Raw genomic sequence first — 14,189 nt, forward strand, 5'->3', positions numbered from 1 at the left:
CCCCCTTCAGGCCAGTCGTCATGAACAACACCGCAACTGCCCAGCCCGCCACCGGGGTGCCAACACCCCTGCTGGCGGACTGGCGCGATTATTTCGCGCTGCTCAAGCCGCGGGTGATGACCCTGGTCATCTTCACCGCAGCCTGCGCCATGGTGGCCGCGCCCGGCAGCCTGCACCCGTTCCTGGCCTTCACCGGCATCCTGTGCATCGCGGTCGCCGCCGGTGCCGCCGGCGCGCTCAACCAATGGTATGAAGCCGATATCGATGCACTGATGAAGCGCACCGCCAAGCGGCCGCTGCCAGCCGGCAAGCTGCAGAAGCCCGAGGCACTGGCCTTTGGCGTCATCCTCGGCACCGGCTCGGTGGCCATCATGGGCCTCGCCCTCAATTGGGTGGCCGCGGCCTGGCTGGCGGTTTCAATCCTGTTTTATGTTGTCGTCTACACTGTCTGGCTGAAGCGCCGCACGCCGCAGAATATCGTCATCGGCGGTGCCGCCGGTGCCTTCCCGGTGATCTGCGGCTGGGCCGCCGTTGCCGGTGAAACCCCCATGCTGGCCTGGATCCTGTTTGCCATCATCTTCCTGTGGACGCCGCCGCACTTCTGGGCGCTGGCCCTGTTCATGGAGGCCGATTACGCCAAGGCCGGTGTGCCGATGCTGCCGGTTACCCATGGGCTGAAGGAAACGCGCCGCCAGATCCTCGCCTATTCGGCGTTGCTGGTGCCAGTCACCATCGCGCCGCCGCTGCTTGGACTCACCGATTGGGCCTATGGCGGCACGGCGATCACGCTGGGCGTGATCTTCATGGCGATGGCATGGAACGTCTATCGCAGCAGCGCCACGCTGGCGGCTGACATGGCGGCGGAGAAAAAGCTGTTCAAGTTCAGCCTGCTCTATCTGGCCTGCCTGTTCGGCGCCCTGGTTGCCGATGTGCTGCTGCTGCCATGAACATCGATCCTGCCAACTGGACCGCTGACGAGCGCGCCGCCTTCATGGCGCGCCGCGCCTCCCGCAACCGGGCCATCGGTATCTTGCTGTTCGCCATGGTGGCGCTGTTCTTCGGCATCACCGTGGTGCGGATGAGCGGGCAGGTGTCGGCGCCCACAACGGCAGCTGCATCATGAGCACCGCTGCTGCCAACCGCCGCGTCGGCTTCATGGCCGGTTTGATGGCTGTCAGCATGATCGGCCTCGCCTATGCGTCGGTGCCGCTTTATCGACTGTTCTGCCAGGTCACCGGTTTTGGCGGCACTACGCAGGTTGCCGCCGCCGCGCCGACCGCGGATCAGATGCAAGCTGTTGCCGGCCGCACCATCAAGGTGCGATTCGACTCGAATCTGGCGCCGGGTCTGGCGTGGCGGTTCAAGCCCAAGGCCAACGAGGTCAGCATTCCGATCGGGGAGAAGCGCCTGGCCTTCTACACCGCCAGCAATACTGGCAGCACAGCCATCACCGGCCGCGCCGTCTACAACGTCTCCCCCGACGTGGCGGGGCGCTATTTCATCAAGATCGACTGCTTCTGCTTCACCGAGCAGACGCTTAAGGCCGGCGAAACGGTGGACATGCCGGTTTCCTATTATATCGATCCCGCCATCATGGATGATCCAGTGGCGAAGAAGATCGACGAAATCACGCTGAGCTACACCTTCTACCCGGTGGACAAACCGGCAACTGCGGTTGCCGCTCTGGACAAGCCCCCCGCCGCGGATGCGGCGCTGGACAAGCAACCTCGGGTCAGGCTAAGCGCTGCGACAAATCGTAACAGTTTGAAGGACAGGGGCTGAGCCATGGCCGGAGCCAAGACCCACAGTTATCATATTCTCAATCCGTCATCGCGGCCGCTGATGATGTCGATGGCGGTGCTGATCCTCGCCGCCGGCGCCATCGGCTGGATGCACAAGACCGGTTGGGGCATGCCCGCCTTCTTTGCCGGCCTCGCGGCTGTCGCTGCCATGTTCTTCCTGTGGTGGAAGGATGTTGTCCACGAAGCCAACACCGGCGATCACACGCCGGTCGTGCAGCTGCACCACCGTTACGGCATGATCCTGTTCATCGCGTCGGAAGTGATGTTCTTCGTCGCCTGGTTCTGGGCCTATTTTAATGCCGCCCTCTATCCGTCGATGCACGAAGGCATTGAAGGCGTGTGGCCGCCCAAGGGCATTGAACTGCTCGATCCGTTCGTGTTCCCACTGCTCAACACGCTGATCCTGCTGCTGTCGGGCACCAGCGTTACCTGGGCACACCACGCGCTGATCCACGATGATCGCAAGGGCCTGAAGCAGGGCCTGTGGGTGACGATCGCGCTCGGCCTGATCTTCACCTGCGTGCAGGCTTACGAATATTATCACGCCGAATATGGCATGGCCGACAGCATTTATGGCGCCGCTTTCTACATGGCGACCGGCTTCCACGGCTTCCATGTCATCGTGGGCACCATCTTCCTGATGGTGTGCCTCGCTCGCACCTACAAGGGTGATTTCACCTCGCGTCAGCACTTCGGTTTCGAAGCGGCAGCCTGGTACTGGCACTTCGTGGACGTGGTGTGGCTGTTCCTGTTCATCGCCATCTATGTGTGGGGTTCGAACTTCGGCGCGGCTGTGGCCCCCCACGCGTTTGGCTGAAACGCCAACAATCGGGCCCACACCCATTCAAGTTGCACTGAGGGGCTGCTGTCCACGCTGTGGCAGCGGCCCCTTGTTTGTTGGCCTGCTCAAGATGGCGCCGCGCTGTTCCGCCTGCGGGCTGGATTATGGTCGCTTCAACGTGGGTGATGGCGCCGCGCCGTTTCTGATCTTCATCGTCGCCACCATCGTCATCATCGCCAGCCAGGTGACCGAGGCCAAGCTTGCCCCGCCGTGGTGGGTGCATGTGTTGTTGTGGGGGCCAATCACGCTCGGCCTGTCGCTGGGGCTGATGCGATTGGCCAAAGGCCTCTTCGTCGCACTTGAGTTTCGCAATGATGCCGGCGAAGGACAGGCGTGAGCCGCCGAATCCCGATCATCCCCACCATTATCACCGCCGTTGGCATCCTGATCCTGTGTGCGTTGGGCAAATGGCAGCTGGATCGGCGGGCGTGGAAGCATGATCTGATCGAACGGCTGGCGGCCGCGCCGAACCTGCCGCCCGTTTCGCCGGAAGAATTCCGCGCCGCGATGATGGGCGATGTGTCCATCCAGTATCGCCGCGCCAGCATCGATTGCCGCGCCGGCGATAAGAAGCCCTATGATCTTCGCCCCGGCAGCTCCGCCGGCGGCACATCTGGCTTCTATGTCGTGGTCTCCTGCCGGCCCAACAGCCGCCCGCCCGATATCGTAGCGGTGGCGGGCTGGACGAAGCGCGTGGACGCGAAAGACATCGTGATCAGCCTCGATCACCAACTGACCGGCACGGTGATCGAGCGGCCCTATGGAAATGCCCCGGATCGCCCGCGTTTCATGCTGATTCCGGATGAGGCGATCCCGCCGCTCGGCCGGCCGCTGCAGCCGCGCGCCGCCGATCTGCCCGACAATCACCTCGCCTATGCCGGGCAATGGTTCGGCCTCGCCATCGCGCTGGCCGCCATTTACGGCCTTTATCTGCGGCGGCGCGCTGTTGCGCCCGCGGCCAAGCCCGAATAACGGGAACCCGTCATGCGCTATGTTTCCACACGGGGTGCCGCCCCGATCCTCGATTTCGAATCCGCGACGCTCGCCGGCCTGGCCAGCGACGGAGGGCTGTACGTGCCCGAATCCTGGCCGCGCTTCAGCGAAGCCGAGATCGAGGCCATGGCCGGCCTGCCCTATGTTGAAGTCGCGGTGCGCGTCTGCCAGCGCTTCACGACCGGTTCGCTGGATGAGGCGGCGCTGCGCACGATCTTCACCGCCGCCTATGGCCGCTTCGCCCACGCTGCCGTGGTGCCGCTGAAGCAGCTCGATCATCGCCATTTCCTGCTTGAACTTTTCCACGGGCCAACTTTGGCCTTCAAGGATGTCGCCCTGCAGGCGCTCGGCCTGGTGTTCGAACGCTTCCTGGCCCAATCCGGCCAGCACATCACGGTGATCGGTGCGACCTCCGGCGATACCGGTTCGGCCGCCATCGACGCACTGGCCGGCCGGTCGGGCGTGGAGGTCTACATGCTCCACCCGCACGGCCGGGTGAGCGAGGTGCAGCGCCGGCAGATGACGACGGTGCTGGATGCCAACATCCACAATATCGCCATCGTCGGCAATTTCGACGATGCGCAGGCCATCGTGAAGGCAATGTTCAACGATGCGGCGTTTGCGGCCCGTTTCCCGCTCGCTGCCGTGAACAGCATCAATTGGGCGCGCCTGCTGTTCCAGGTCGTCTATTATTTCACGTCCGCACTGTCGTTGGGCGCGCCGCACCGGGCGGTTTCTTATGCGGTGCCCACCGGCAATTTCGGCGACGTGTTTGCCGGCTATGTGGCTGCGCAAATGGGCCTGCCCATCGAACGCCTCGTGGTCGCCACCAACCGGAACGATATCCTGCACCGCGCGCTGACCAGCGGCGATTACAGCGCAGGTACCGTGGCCCCCACCGACGCGCCATCGATGGACATCCAGGTCTCCTCCAATTTCGAGCGGCTGCTGTTCGATCTGTCGGGCCGCGATGGCGCTGCGCTGGCCGCCGCCATGGCCGAATTCGAAGCGACGAAGAAACTCGCCTTGCCGGAAAGCTGGCGCGCCAAGGCCGCCGGGCTGTTCACCTCCGCCCGCGTTGAGGCCGATGAGATGGGCGACACCATGCGCTGGGCGCTGGCAAACACCGGCGAGTTGCTCGATCCGCATACCGCCATCGGCCTTGCCGCCGCCCGTCGCGATACGGGCAGTGCCCCGATGGTGACGCTGGCCACCGCCCATCCGGCCAAGTTCCCGGCGGCTGTGCAGGCCGCGACCGGTGTTCACCCCGATCTGCCGGCCCGTCTGGCTGATCTGATGACCCGCACCGAGCGCTGCGATATCGCCCCGGCCAACCTGCAAGCGATCGAGGCCTATGTTGCGGAACGTGCGCGCGCCAAATGACCGAACCGCAGATCACCATCCTCGATAGCGGCCTGCGCGTTGCCAGCTGGGCGCTGCCCGGCCTTGAAACCGCTGCCGTCGCGCTGACCGCCGAAACCGGTTCGCGTTTCGAACGGCCCGAGTTGAACGGCCTTGCCCATCTGTTCGAGCACATGGTGTTCAAGGGCACAAGGCGCCGCTCCGCCCGCGCCATCGCCGAGGAGATGGAGGATGTGGGCGGCCAGCTCAACGCCTGGACCAGCCGCGACACCACCATGTTCCACGCCCGCCTGCTGGCGCGTGATCTGCCGCTGGGTGTGGACCTGATCGCCGATCTCGTTTCCGGCGCGCGCTTTGATGCAGACGATATCGTGCGCGAGAAGGAGGTGGTGCTGCAGGAACTGGGCGAAGCCCGGGACACGCCAGACGACATCGTGTTCGATCATCTGCAGGAGGCCGCCTTTCCCGACCAGGCACTGGGCCGGTCCATCCTGGGGGATGAAGCCAGTCTCGCGCGAATCACCCGCGATGATCTGCTCGGCTGGCAGGCCGATCATTATGCGTCGCAGCGGCTCACGCTGGTGGCCGCCGGCAAGGTTGATCACGCCGAACTGTGCCGGCTCGCCGAAGCCGCCTTCCCGGCAGCGGCCGGCCGCAATCCGTCACCGGCTGGCGACGACGTGCGCTTCCATCCCGGTCGCCGCCACGATGCCCGCCGCATCGAGCAAGCGCAGCTGACGGCAGGCTGGGCCGCCCCCGGCCATCATGATCCGGCGCAGGATGCCGCGCTGCTGTTCACGCTGGCGGCCGGTGGTGGGATGTCGTCGCGCCTTTTTCAGCAAGTGCGCGAAGAACGCGGGCTGGCCTACACTGTTTCGGCCTCGTTGCAGCCCTATGTCGATGCCGGCCTGATGAGCGTCCACGCCGCCACCGATCCCAAGCAGGCCGCCGCCGCGCGTGATCTGATCATGACCGTGCTGCATGAAACCGCCGCCGGGCTGGAGCAGGCCGAACTCAACCGCGCCCGCGCGCAAGCGGTGGCCGGCCTGTTGATGGCGCTGGAAGGTCCGCAAGGCGCGTCCGATTATCTGGGCCGCAGCCTGATCGTCCACGGCCGCTTCCTACCGCCCGCCGAATTGGTGGCCCGGATCGAAGCGGTGACTGTTGATGCCGCCCGCGCCGCCGGTGTTGCCATGCTGTCCTATGCTCCGGCCCGCGCCGAGATCGGGCGGCACAAGGCGGCTGCATGACCGCGCTTGCCACCCTCGTGACCGAACCCTGGGCCGATTTCGGGCTGGTGGATTCGGGTCACGGCCGCAAGCTTGAACGTTATGGCCGCTTTCGCTTCATCCGCCCGGAACCGCAGGCGATGTGGACGCCGGCCAGTGCCGACTGGAAGGCTGATGGCGAATTCATCGGTGGCAGCGATGAAGACGGTGGCGGTCGCTGGCAGCTTTCGTCCAATGTGCCCGAACGCTGGGCCATGAAGCGGCCATCGCCGGGTGGAGAGGTGAGTTTCTGGGCCAACAACACGCCGTTCCGTCACCTCGGTTTCTTCCCCGACATGGGCGGCCAGTTCGATTGGCTGGCCAGCCGCATCAAGCCGGGCGACCGGGTGATGAACATGTTCGGCTATACCGGTGTCGGCAGCCTGATTGCGGCCCGCGCCGGTGCGCAGGTGACCCACGTTGATGCCAGCAAGAAGAGTGTGGCGGCCGCTCGCGAGAATGCCGCGCTGTCGGGCTTGGCCGATGCCCCGGTACGCTGGATCATCGATGATGCGCTGAAATTCCTGCGCCGCGAGGTTCGACGCGGGGCAAAATATCACGGCCTGATCTTCGATCCGCCCAAATATGGCCGCGGCCCCGATGGCGAGGTTTGGCAGCTGGAACGCGATCTGCCCGAACTGGTCGATCTCGCTCGGCAATTGCTGGCGGATGACGCGCGCTTCTTCGTGCTCACCGTCTATGCCATCCGCATGTCCGCACTTGCCCTGCATCCGCTTGTGGAGCAGGCACTGGGCCCGCGCGGCGGCCACATCGACGTGGGCGACATGGCGATCCGCGAAGAAACACGGGGTTTGCTGCTGCCCACCGCCATCTTCGCGCGCTGGAGCGCTTAGGCCGCAGCCCGCAGTGCCAGCTCCTCACTCAGCGCCCGCGCCACCGCCGGCCGTGTCCGGGCTCGTTCGCGAAACGCCGCCAGCGCCGGCCAGCGATTGAGGTCGATCCCGCAGAACTCGCACCAGCCCAGCGCCGTGACCAGATAGGCATCGGCGACACTGAAATCGTCCATCAACCAGTCGCGGCCATCCAGATGCGTCTGCAATTGATCGAACTTGGCTTCGATCCGCAGCCGAGCGAAGGCCTTGGCGCCGTCATTGCTCGTCGGGTGCATGAAGGCGACGAAACCGGCCGAGTGGATTTCCGCCCCGACCAGGTTGAGCCAGCCCTGCAGCCGCCGTCGTTCCAGCGTGCCTTCCGGCGGGGCAAGCCGGCTGGCTGGCGCCATGTCGGCGATATGCTGCAGCACGGCGGCGCCTTCGGTGAGCAGAATGCCATCATCGAGCAGCAGCGCCGGAACCTGGCCCTTGGGATTGATGGCGCGATAATCATCATCGTGCTGGGTGCGCTTTGTAGAAAGCGTGACGGCCACAAAGTTGGCCTGGATGCCGGCTTCATACAGGGCGATGCGGCTGGCCAGCGAGCAGGCGAGCGGGCTGAAATAGAGCGTGGGCATCGGCGAATCTCCCCTTGGCGGCAACAGTTTATTTCTGTAACGTTCCGCATAATAATAGGGCGGTCAAGGTATTTCATGCAGAACAGTACAGAAAAGCGCCGCCGCGGTCGGCCGCCCGCTTATGACCGGGCGGCTGCCGTGCAGGCGATAACCGCGCGCTTCTGGCAGCACGGCCTGTCGGCAACTGCGCTCGATGATCTGGCCACCGCCACGGCGATGAACCGGCCCAGCCTCTATGCCGCCTTTGGCGACAAGGCCGGCATGTTCGGTACCGCGCTGACCGCCTATCGGGAACTGGCCGGGGAACGCCTGACGGCGGCGCTGGCCACGCCCGGGCCACTTGCCGCCGCGCTGGAAGCCGCCTTTGCCGAAGCGCTCGATGTCTATGGTGCCGGCGCTGCCGATCCACGCGGCTGCTTTGCCATCACCACCTTGCCGGCCGAAGCCGGCAACGACCCGCGCTGGCAAGAGGCGCTGGCCGCGATGATCGTCCTCACCGAGAATGCCTTTGCCGGGCGGTTGCAGGCCGCAGCGGCAGCAGGAGAACTGCCTGCCGGTTTTGATTGCACGATCGGTGGCCAATTGCTCGCCAGCCTGCTGCACAGCATTGCGCTGCGGGTGCGGAGCGGGGCGCCGCGGGATCGTCTGCTGGCGCTGGCGCGCGCCGGCATCGCCTCAACCCTGAAGGGCGGCCTGCCAGCTTAAGGCGGCGACCGCGCCCGTGGTGAGCATCAGCCGCAGCCGGCCATACCAGCCGGGCAGGCTGCGCGACGTCCAATCCCAGAGGAAATGCACCAAAAGCGCGGCGGCCAGCGTCAGCAGCTGCGCGATGCGATATTTGGGCGGGGCGAGCAGCACAAGCCAGCCGATGATGCTGGGCAGCATGGCCAGGCCGATCAGGCCGGGGGCTGGCTGCGCATTTTGCACCGCCGCCCCCCAGCGCGCCCCGCCCAGGAAGGAGAGGATGATGGCCGCCCACCACAGCAGCGCCTCGGTGAACTGCCAGCGGAAATCGGGAAAGGCCAGCGTGGCCAGCGGTGGCGCCAGGAACGGGATCAACCCGGCAAGGCCATAGAACAACACGATCGGCGGGGTTTTCGACATGCGCGCGTGCCTCTCATGCCTCACGCTGGCCGCAAATGCGGCATGTCGCCCCCTCAGCCGCGGCAGGCCTTCACAGTTTCGGGGCGCGGCCGCACGCCGGGACGAAACATTGCGACATAACCCTGCTTTATGTCGGTCATGCTGATCAGTTCATAGCCCACCGCCTTCACCTCGCAGGCGAGCAGTGCCTTTGGCATGCCATGCTCTTCGGACGGGCGGTCGAGATCGACGACCACGATTCGGCCGCCCGGTTTCAGGCTGCGGCGCAGGCGATCGAGCAGCAGATAGGGCTGCTCGATCTCGTGATACATGTGGATCATCAGCGCCACATCCACACTGGCGGCGGGCAGGCGGGCATTGGCCTGGCTGCCTTGCACGAAGCGCACATTGGTGAAGTTGGCGGCGCGGGTGCGCTGGCGCACCCGTTCGAGCACGCCCGGCGACAGATCCTGGGCAAAGATCCGGCCCTGCGGCCCCACCACTGGTGCCACGCGCATCACATAATAGCCGCCGCCAGTGCCGATATCGGCCACCGCCATGCCGGGCCTTATGCTGGCGATGCGGATCACGTCGCCGGCTTCCCCCGCCTTGTCGCGCGCAGCTTCCTCACCCCAGGCTGAAGATACAACCTTGGCCACGGGTCGCTGCGGGCGCGGCAAGGGGCCGGCGGCTGACAGAAGCGGCAGCACGGCGATAAGGGCGCAGATGCGGGTGACGGGGCTCACATTGCACCCTTGGCAGGCCAGCATGGCCAAAAAATGTCAGTCGGCGGTGACGGCCTTCGGTGCAGCACCGGTGCTGTCCAGCGCGCGCCAGCGGTTCATCTGGCGCTGGAAGTCATTGAGGTCGCGGCCACCCAGTTCGGCACCGCCAATGAAACGCAGGCTCACCGGGTTCACCGCCTTGCCGCGCAGCCACACTTCGTAATGCAGGTGCGGGCCGGTCGAAAGCCCGGTGGAACCAACGGCGCCGATGCGCTGGCCCTGGCCGATGCGCTGGCCCGGCTTCACGTCGATCCGGCTCATGTGGGCATAAGCGGTGGCCAGATCCTTGTTGTGGCGGATCATCACATACTTGCCGTGGCCGCCATGCCAGCCAGCAAAGCTGACCGTGCCGCCGCCGGCCGCCATGATCGTCTGGCCGTGGCCGGCGTTGAAATCGACGCCCTTGTGCATCCGGGAAAAGCCCAGCACCGGGTGCAGGCGCATGCCAAAGCTGCTCGTCATGCGGGCGCCATCAACGGGCGTCTTCATCAGCCCCTTCTTCACGCCTTCGCCGCTGGCCTGATAATATTCGCCCTTCCACAGGCCGATTTCCACCGGATCGCGGCCCTTGCGGGCGAGCGCGCCAAACAGCAATTTGCCGTGGCGGATCTCGCCGGTTTCGGCGCGGTCCTGTTCGATGATGATGTCGAACCGGTCCGCCTTGCCGAGACCACGCTGGAAATCGACGACGTGGCGCATCTGCTTGATGAACTCGGCGGCCTGCCCGGCGGGAATGCCGGCACTGCGCAGCGCGCGGTTGAGACTGCCGGTCACGGGTGCACTCACGCGCAGCGGGGTGGAATCAACCCTGATGGGAATGCGCTTGAGGGTGAGGCCGCTGTCGCTGCGGCTGATTTCCACCCTGAGGTCGAACGCGGCCCGCAGGGCCAGGCTTTCCAGCGGGCGCGGCACCGATTTGGTTTCGCGCCGGCCCAGCACCAGTTCGGCCCGGGCGCTGCCGCCGGGGTTCAGACCGTCCAGCAGGCGGGTCACTTCGGCCACCTCGGTTGCGCCAACGCCGGCATTTCGCAGCGCACCCGCCAACCCACGCCGGCCGATGGTGACACTGCGTTCAACGCGCGGCCGCTCGGGCGCTTCGGCCAGCGGGCGCAGTTGGCGCGGATCAACACGCGGGCTGACACCCGAAACGCCGCCAAGCACCAGCGGCGCGATTCTGTAGGCCCGCGCCTCGTCGCGTTGGGCGGGCGTTAGCGGGGCAGGGACAGCTTCGTAGATGGGGGGTACGATGCTGCCCGCCAGCATGGCGCCGCCGACCAGCGCCGTGCAGGCCGCCAGCTTCATCCACCAGCGGCGGCTGCCGATGGCGGAACCAAGGTCCAGATCGATGTCGCCCTGTGCGGCGGCGCGGCGCAGGCGCTGCCAATCATCGGCAAGGCGCAGGCGCTCGGCATCTGTGGCGCGGGCCAGCGCCCGGCCGGCGCGAAGCAGCTGCGCACCCATCGCAGATTTGGGCGCAGACAGCGCGCCCGGCAGCGCGATGCTGCCCCCGGCTGCCGGCTGAAATCCCGGTTGATACAAGCCCGATCCCCCAATGCCGACGGCCAATCCGTCTTTACAAACGGTTAACTATCGGTACTTGCCAGACAAATTGGTTTCTGGCGAGTCGGTGATTGATTTGCCTCTCCCGAGTCGCCGTGTCAATCGCGCAACAATCTGGGGACAAGTCAACGGGACGAGCCGCCGTCATTATACGGTCACTTGCGCCGCGGATTCAGGCATGTCACGATTCGGCCATGCACAACCGCGCAGGCTGTACATGATGGGGTGGCCGCAGCGTCACCGGCAAAGGGTGGGCCCGCCGCGCCCAGGGTCCGATTGCCACAGGCTCTTGTCGCTGCGCCCTCGCCGTTCCACGTTCAGCGGGTGAACAGGCCCCTCACCTTTTCTGGCGCCTCAGCCGCCAGCAATGGCAACAGCCGGATCACGGCCGTGCTGGGCCCCACCAACACTGGCAAGACGCACCTCGCGGTCGAACGCCTGTGCGGCCACACCAGCGGCATGATCGGATTTCCGCTGCGGCTGCTGGCCCGCGAGGTTTATGAAAAGGTGGTGGCGGCCAAAGGCGCCGCTTCTGTTGCGCTGATCACCGGTGAGGAAAAAATTGTGCCGCCGGGCGCGCGCTGGTTCCTGTGCACGGTCGAATCGATGCCGCTGGATCGGGAAGTCGCCTTCATGGCGATCGACGAAGGCCAGATGGGCGCCGATCCCGAGCGTGGGCACGTGTTCACCGATCGCCTGCTGCGGGCGCGTGGGTATGCCGAGACCATGATCCTGGGTTCGGAAACGCTGCGGCCGTTGATCCGCAGGCTGATCCCGGAAGCCGAAATCATCACCCGGCCGCGCTTTTCCACCCTGGCCTATGCCGGGCCGAAGAAGCTGTCCCGCCTGCCGCGCCGCACGGCCATTGTCGCGTTCACGGCTGCCGAAGTCTATGCCATCGCCGAAATGCTGCGCCGGCAGAAGGGCGGGGCCGCCGTGGTGATGGGTTCCTTGTCCCCGCGCACCCGCAACGCGCAGGTGGCGATGTACCAGTCCGGAGAGGTTGATTATCTCGTCGCCACCGATGCCATCGGCATGGGACTCAACATGGATATCTCCCATGTTGCCTTCGCCGCCTTGGGCAAGTTCGACGGCAAGCGCCAGCGCCGGCTCACGCTTTCGGAAATGGCGCAGATCGCCGGCCGCGCCGGTCGCCACCAGCGCGATGGCACGTTTGGCACCGTGCAATTGGGCAGCGAGGCCAATTGCAGCTTCACGCCCGAGGAAATCGAAGGGCTGGAGGAACACCGCTTCGAGCCGCTGACACACCTTGTCTGGCGCAATACCGATCTCGATTTTACCAGCCTGCCCAAGCTGGTGGCGACTATGGACGCCCGCACGCCGCGCCCCGAGCTGGTGCGGTCAGATGATGCCATCGATTTGGGCGTCCTGAAGCGCTTGGCCGGCGAGCCGTGGGTGATGGAGCGTGCCAGCAACAGGCTGCTGGGCGAACGCGGCCTGTTCCGGCTGTGGCAGGCGTGCAGCCTGCCCGATTACCGCAAGACCGGGGTGGAGGCGCACACGCGGCTGGTGGGTCGGGTGTTCCGGCATCTCACCGAAGCCCGCGGCCATCTGCCCGATGCCTGGATCGCCGCGGAAATCGCCCATCTCGATCGGATGACGGGTGATGTGGAGGCGATTGCCGATCGCATCGCGGCGGCGCGCACCTGGACCTATATCGCACACCGGCCCGACTGGCTCGACAATCCCGCGCACTGGGCCGAACGCACCCGTGCCCTCGAAGATCGTCTGTCCGACGCACTGCACGGCGCGCTGACCCAGCGCTTCGTCGATCGCCGCACAGCTGTGCTGCTGAAGGATCTGAAGGCGCGCGGGGTATCGGCGCATGTGCTGATCGAGGCCGATGGCGGGGTCGCTGTGGATGGCGAAGTGATCGGCCGCCTCGATGGTTTCCGCTTCACCGCCGATGCGGCGGCCCGGGCCGGCGAGCAGCGGCTGCTGCTGGCGGCGGCCGAGCGCCACTTGTCCCGCGAACTGGGCGCCCGCGCCAAGCGGCTGGCCGCCGCGGCAGATAATGAATTCACGCTGGATTTCGATGGCAGTCTGCCGCCCCGCCTGTTGTGGCAGGGCGCGCGGGTGGCGGTGCTGCGGAAAGGCCGCGACGCACTGACGCCCAGGGTAGAGCTTGATCGTGCCGTGGCGGCGCTAAGTCCGGATGATCGTCGCCGTGTGCAGGAACGGCTGGAGCAATTTGTGGCCGGGGCCATCGCCAGCGTGGCCGCTCCCCTGGCCCGCGTGGCGGCGCTGCGCGGTGAGGTGTCGGCCCCGGCGCGCGGCCTTGTCGTTCAGCTGGTGGAAGGCCTGGGCATGCTGGCCCGCGATGCCGTTGCCGAACAATTGGTGGGCGTCACCCGCGCCGATCGTCAGGCACTTGGCCGGTGCGGGGTGCGGCTGGGGCCGCTGCATCTGTTCGTGCCAGCGTTGCTGCGCCCCGAACCGACGCGCTGGCGCCTGGCGCTGTGGGCGGTGGCCAGTGAACTGGCGAGCCTGCCGCCACTGCCGGCACCGGGCCGCGTCTCGCAGTCGGGCGCGGCGGTGGCGGCGCCCGCCGACGTGTTGCTGGTTGCCGGCTTTTGGCGGCTGGGTTCCGGCAAGGATGCCATCGCCGTGCGGATCGACATGGTGGATCGCCTGTCGCGCTTCATTCACGAGCGTCGCGATGGCCGCGCACCGTTCACGCCCGATCCCAACTGGGCGGCCAGCCTGGGCTTGTCGCAGGATGGCCTGGCCCGGCTGCTGCGGGCGCTCGGCTATCGTCCGCGCCTGGTGGACGGCACGCCGCATTTCGCCTGGGCCGGTCCGTCGCGGCCGAACCAGCGCCGGCCCGCCGCTTCTGGTTCGGCACATGCCACCGATGCCATTCCCGTGGTCAGGGGGAATGAAGCATCGCCTTTTGCAATCCTGGCCGGGATGATGGGGAGGTAGCATTTGGTCTACGGAGCAGGGTTGAGGCTGGACAAGTTCCTCTGGTTTGCGCGCCTGGCGCCATCCCGATCCCACGCT

The 14,189-nt window shown here is 66.1% G+C and carries 15 protein-coding genes; 11 read left to right on the top strand and 4 right to left on the bottom strand.

Annotation, left to right across the window (positions count from 1 at the left end; genetic code table 11):
- Positions 1-20: 20 nt before the first annotated feature.
- The 9 genes from RT662_RS02525 to RT662_RS02565 all read left to right on the top strand — a co-directional run bounded on the left by RT662_RS02525 (position 21) and on the right by RT662_RS02565 (position 7,120).
- A complete protein-coding gene (locus RT662_RS02525) occupies positions 21-947 on the top strand; it encodes a heme o synthase (RefSeq protein ID WP_313668894.1) in 927 nt (308 codons plus the stop codon).
- The gene (locus RT662_RS02530; RefSeq protein WP_313668895.1) at positions 944-1,123 is read left to right on the top strand and encodes a hypothetical protein; all 180 of its coding nucleotides are present in this window, start codon (positions 944-946) and stop codon (positions 1,121-1,123) included. Before RT662_RS02525 ends, RT662_RS02530 begins: the two co-directional genes overlap by 4 nt.
- Entirely contained in the window at positions 1,120-1,782 is a 663-nt protein-coding gene (locus tag RT662_RS02535) for a cytochrome c oxidase assembly protein (protein WP_313668897.1), read from the top strand. Before RT662_RS02530 ends, RT662_RS02535 begins: the two co-directional genes overlap by 4 nt.
- A gap of 3 nt (positions 1,783-1,785) precedes the next feature.
- Positions 1,786-2,619, top strand: a complete 834-nt coding sequence (locus RT662_RS02540; RefSeq protein WP_022679342.1) for a cytochrome c oxidase subunit 3 — start codon at positions 1,786-1,788, stop codon at positions 2,617-2,619.
- A gap of 73 nt (positions 2,620-2,692) precedes the next feature.
- Positions 2,693-2,980 (top strand): DUF983 domain-containing protein, encoded by a 288-nt coding sequence (locus tag RT662_RS02545; protein WP_313668899.1) that lies wholly within the window; start codon positions 2,693-2,695, stop codon positions 2,978-2,980.
- Positions 2,977-3,615, top strand: a complete 639-nt coding sequence (locus RT662_RS02550) for an SURF1 family protein (RefSeq protein WP_313668900.1) — start codon at positions 2,977-2,979, stop codon at positions 3,613-3,615. The genes RT662_RS02545 and RT662_RS02550 overlap by 4 nt, the downstream gene beginning before the upstream one ends.
- Before the next feature lie 12 nt (positions 3,616-3,627).
- Positions 3,628-5,019 carry a threonine synthase gene (thrC, locus tag RT662_RS02555; protein WP_313668901.1) on the top strand — a complete coding sequence of 464 codons (1,392 nt, stop codon included), beginning with the start codon at positions 3,628-3,630 and terminating at the stop codon, positions 5,017-5,019.
- Positions 5,016-6,248 (top strand): pitrilysin family protein, encoded by a 1,233-nt coding sequence (locus RT662_RS02560; RefSeq protein ID WP_313668903.1) that lies wholly within the window; start codon positions 5,016-5,018, stop codon positions 6,246-6,248. Before thrC ends, RT662_RS02560 begins: the two co-directional genes overlap by 4 nt.
- Positions 6,245-7,120, top strand: a complete 876-nt coding sequence (locus RT662_RS02565; RefSeq protein ID WP_313668905.1) for a class I SAM-dependent methyltransferase — start codon at positions 6,245-6,247, stop codon at positions 7,118-7,120. The genes RT662_RS02560 and RT662_RS02565 overlap by 4 nt, the downstream gene beginning before the upstream one ends.
- Here RT662_RS02565 and RT662_RS02570 read toward each other — a convergent pair.
- Complete coding sequence (locus RT662_RS02570) at positions 7,117-7,737, bottom strand: glutathione S-transferase N-terminal domain-containing protein (RefSeq protein WP_313668907.1); 621 nt, start codon at positions 7,735-7,737, stop codon at positions 7,117-7,119. The genes RT662_RS02565 and RT662_RS02570 overlap by 4 nt on opposite strands.
- Positions 7,738-7,812: 75 nt before the next feature.
- On the opposite strand from RT662_RS02570, the gene RT662_RS02575 reads away from it, so the two are divergent.
- Positions 7,813-8,442, top strand: coding sequence for a TetR/AcrR family transcriptional regulator (locus RT662_RS02575; RefSeq protein ID WP_313668908.1), 630 nt, complete (start codon positions 7,813-7,815; stop codon positions 8,440-8,442).
- Here the strand turns inward: RT662_RS02575 and RT662_RS02580 are convergent.
- From RT662_RS02580 to RT662_RS02590, 3 genes are read right to left on the bottom strand one after another with little or no spacing between them, the layout of a single operon-like run.
- A complete protein-coding gene (locus RT662_RS02580; RefSeq protein WP_313668909.1) occupies positions 8,413-8,841 on the bottom strand; it encodes a DUF3429 domain-containing protein in 429 nt (142 codons plus the stop codon). The genes RT662_RS02575 and RT662_RS02580 overlap by 30 nt on opposite strands.
- Positions 8,842-8,894: 53 nt before the next feature.
- Positions 8,895-9,566 carry a methyltransferase domain-containing protein gene (locus tag RT662_RS02585; protein ID WP_313668911.1) on the bottom strand — a complete coding sequence of 224 codons (672 nt, stop codon included), beginning with the start codon at positions 9,564-9,566 and terminating at the stop codon, positions 8,895-8,897.
- Between the two features lie 36 nt (positions 9,567-9,602).
- Complete coding sequence (locus RT662_RS02590) at positions 9,603-11,066, bottom strand: peptidoglycan DD-metalloendopeptidase family protein (RefSeq protein ID WP_313668913.1); 1,464 nt, start codon at positions 11,064-11,066, stop codon at positions 9,603-9,605.
- Positions 11,067-11,489: 423 nt separating this feature from the next.
- Here RT662_RS02590 and RT662_RS02595 point away from each other — a divergent pair, with 423 nt between their 5' ends.
- Positions 11,490-14,111 (top strand): helicase-related protein, encoded by a 2,622-nt coding sequence (locus tag RT662_RS02595; RefSeq protein ID WP_313668914.1) that lies wholly within the window; start codon positions 11,490-11,492, stop codon positions 14,109-14,111.
- The last annotated feature ends 78 nt before the right edge of the window (positions 14,112-14,189 follow it).

The sequence above is a fragment of the Sandarakinorhabdus sp. genome (assembly GCF_032115815.1).
Taxonomy (GTDB): Bacteria; Pseudomonadota; Alphaproteobacteria; order Sphingomonadales; family Sphingomonadaceae; genus Sandarakinorhabdus.

What these genes read in the sequence shown, in the direction of transcription:
- RT662_RS02525 (WP_313668894.1), top strand. Translation starts at nt 21, where the DNA reads ATGAACAACACCGCAACTGCCCAGCCCGCCACCGGGGTGCCAACACCC.
- RT662_RS02530 (WP_313668895.1), top strand. Translation starts at nt 944, where the DNA reads ATGAACATCGATCCTGCCAACTGGACCGCTGACGAGCGCGCCGCCTTC.
- RT662_RS02535 (WP_313668897.1), top strand. Translation starts at nt 1,120, where the DNA reads ATGAGCACCGCTGCTGCCAACCGCCGCGTCGGCTTCATGGCCGGTTTG.
- RT662_RS02540 (WP_022679342.1), top strand. Translation starts at nt 1,786, where the DNA reads ATGGCCGGAGCCAAGACCCACAGTTATCATATTCTCAATCCGTCATCG.
- thrC (WP_313668901.1), top strand. Translation starts at nt 3,628, where the DNA reads ATGCGCTATGTTTCCACACGGGGTGCCGCCCCGATCCTCGATTTCGAA.
- RT662_RS02560 (WP_313668903.1), top strand. Translation starts at nt 5,016, where the DNA reads ATGACCGAACCGCAGATCACCATCCTCGATAGCGGCCTGCGCGTTGCC.
- RT662_RS02565 (WP_313668905.1), top strand. Translation starts at nt 6,245, where the DNA reads ATGACCGCGCTTGCCACCCTCGTGACCGAACCCTGGGCCGATTTCGGG.
- RT662_RS02570 (WP_313668907.1), bottom strand. Translation starts at nt 7,737, where the DNA reads ATGCCCACGCTCTATTTCAGCCCGCTCGCCTGCTCGCTGGCCAGCCGC.
- RT662_RS02575 (WP_313668908.1), top strand. Translation starts at nt 7,813, where the DNA reads ATGCAGAACAGTACAGAAAAGCGCCGCCGCGGTCGGCCGCCCGCTTAT.
- RT662_RS02580 (WP_313668909.1), bottom strand. Translation starts at nt 8,841, where the DNA reads ATGTCGAAAACCCCGCCGATCGTGTTGTTCTATGGCCTTGCCGGGTTG.
- RT662_RS02590 (WP_313668913.1), bottom strand. Translation starts at nt 11,066, where the DNA reads ATGGGTGCGCAGCTGCTTCGCGCCGGCCGGGCGCTGGCCCGCGCCACA.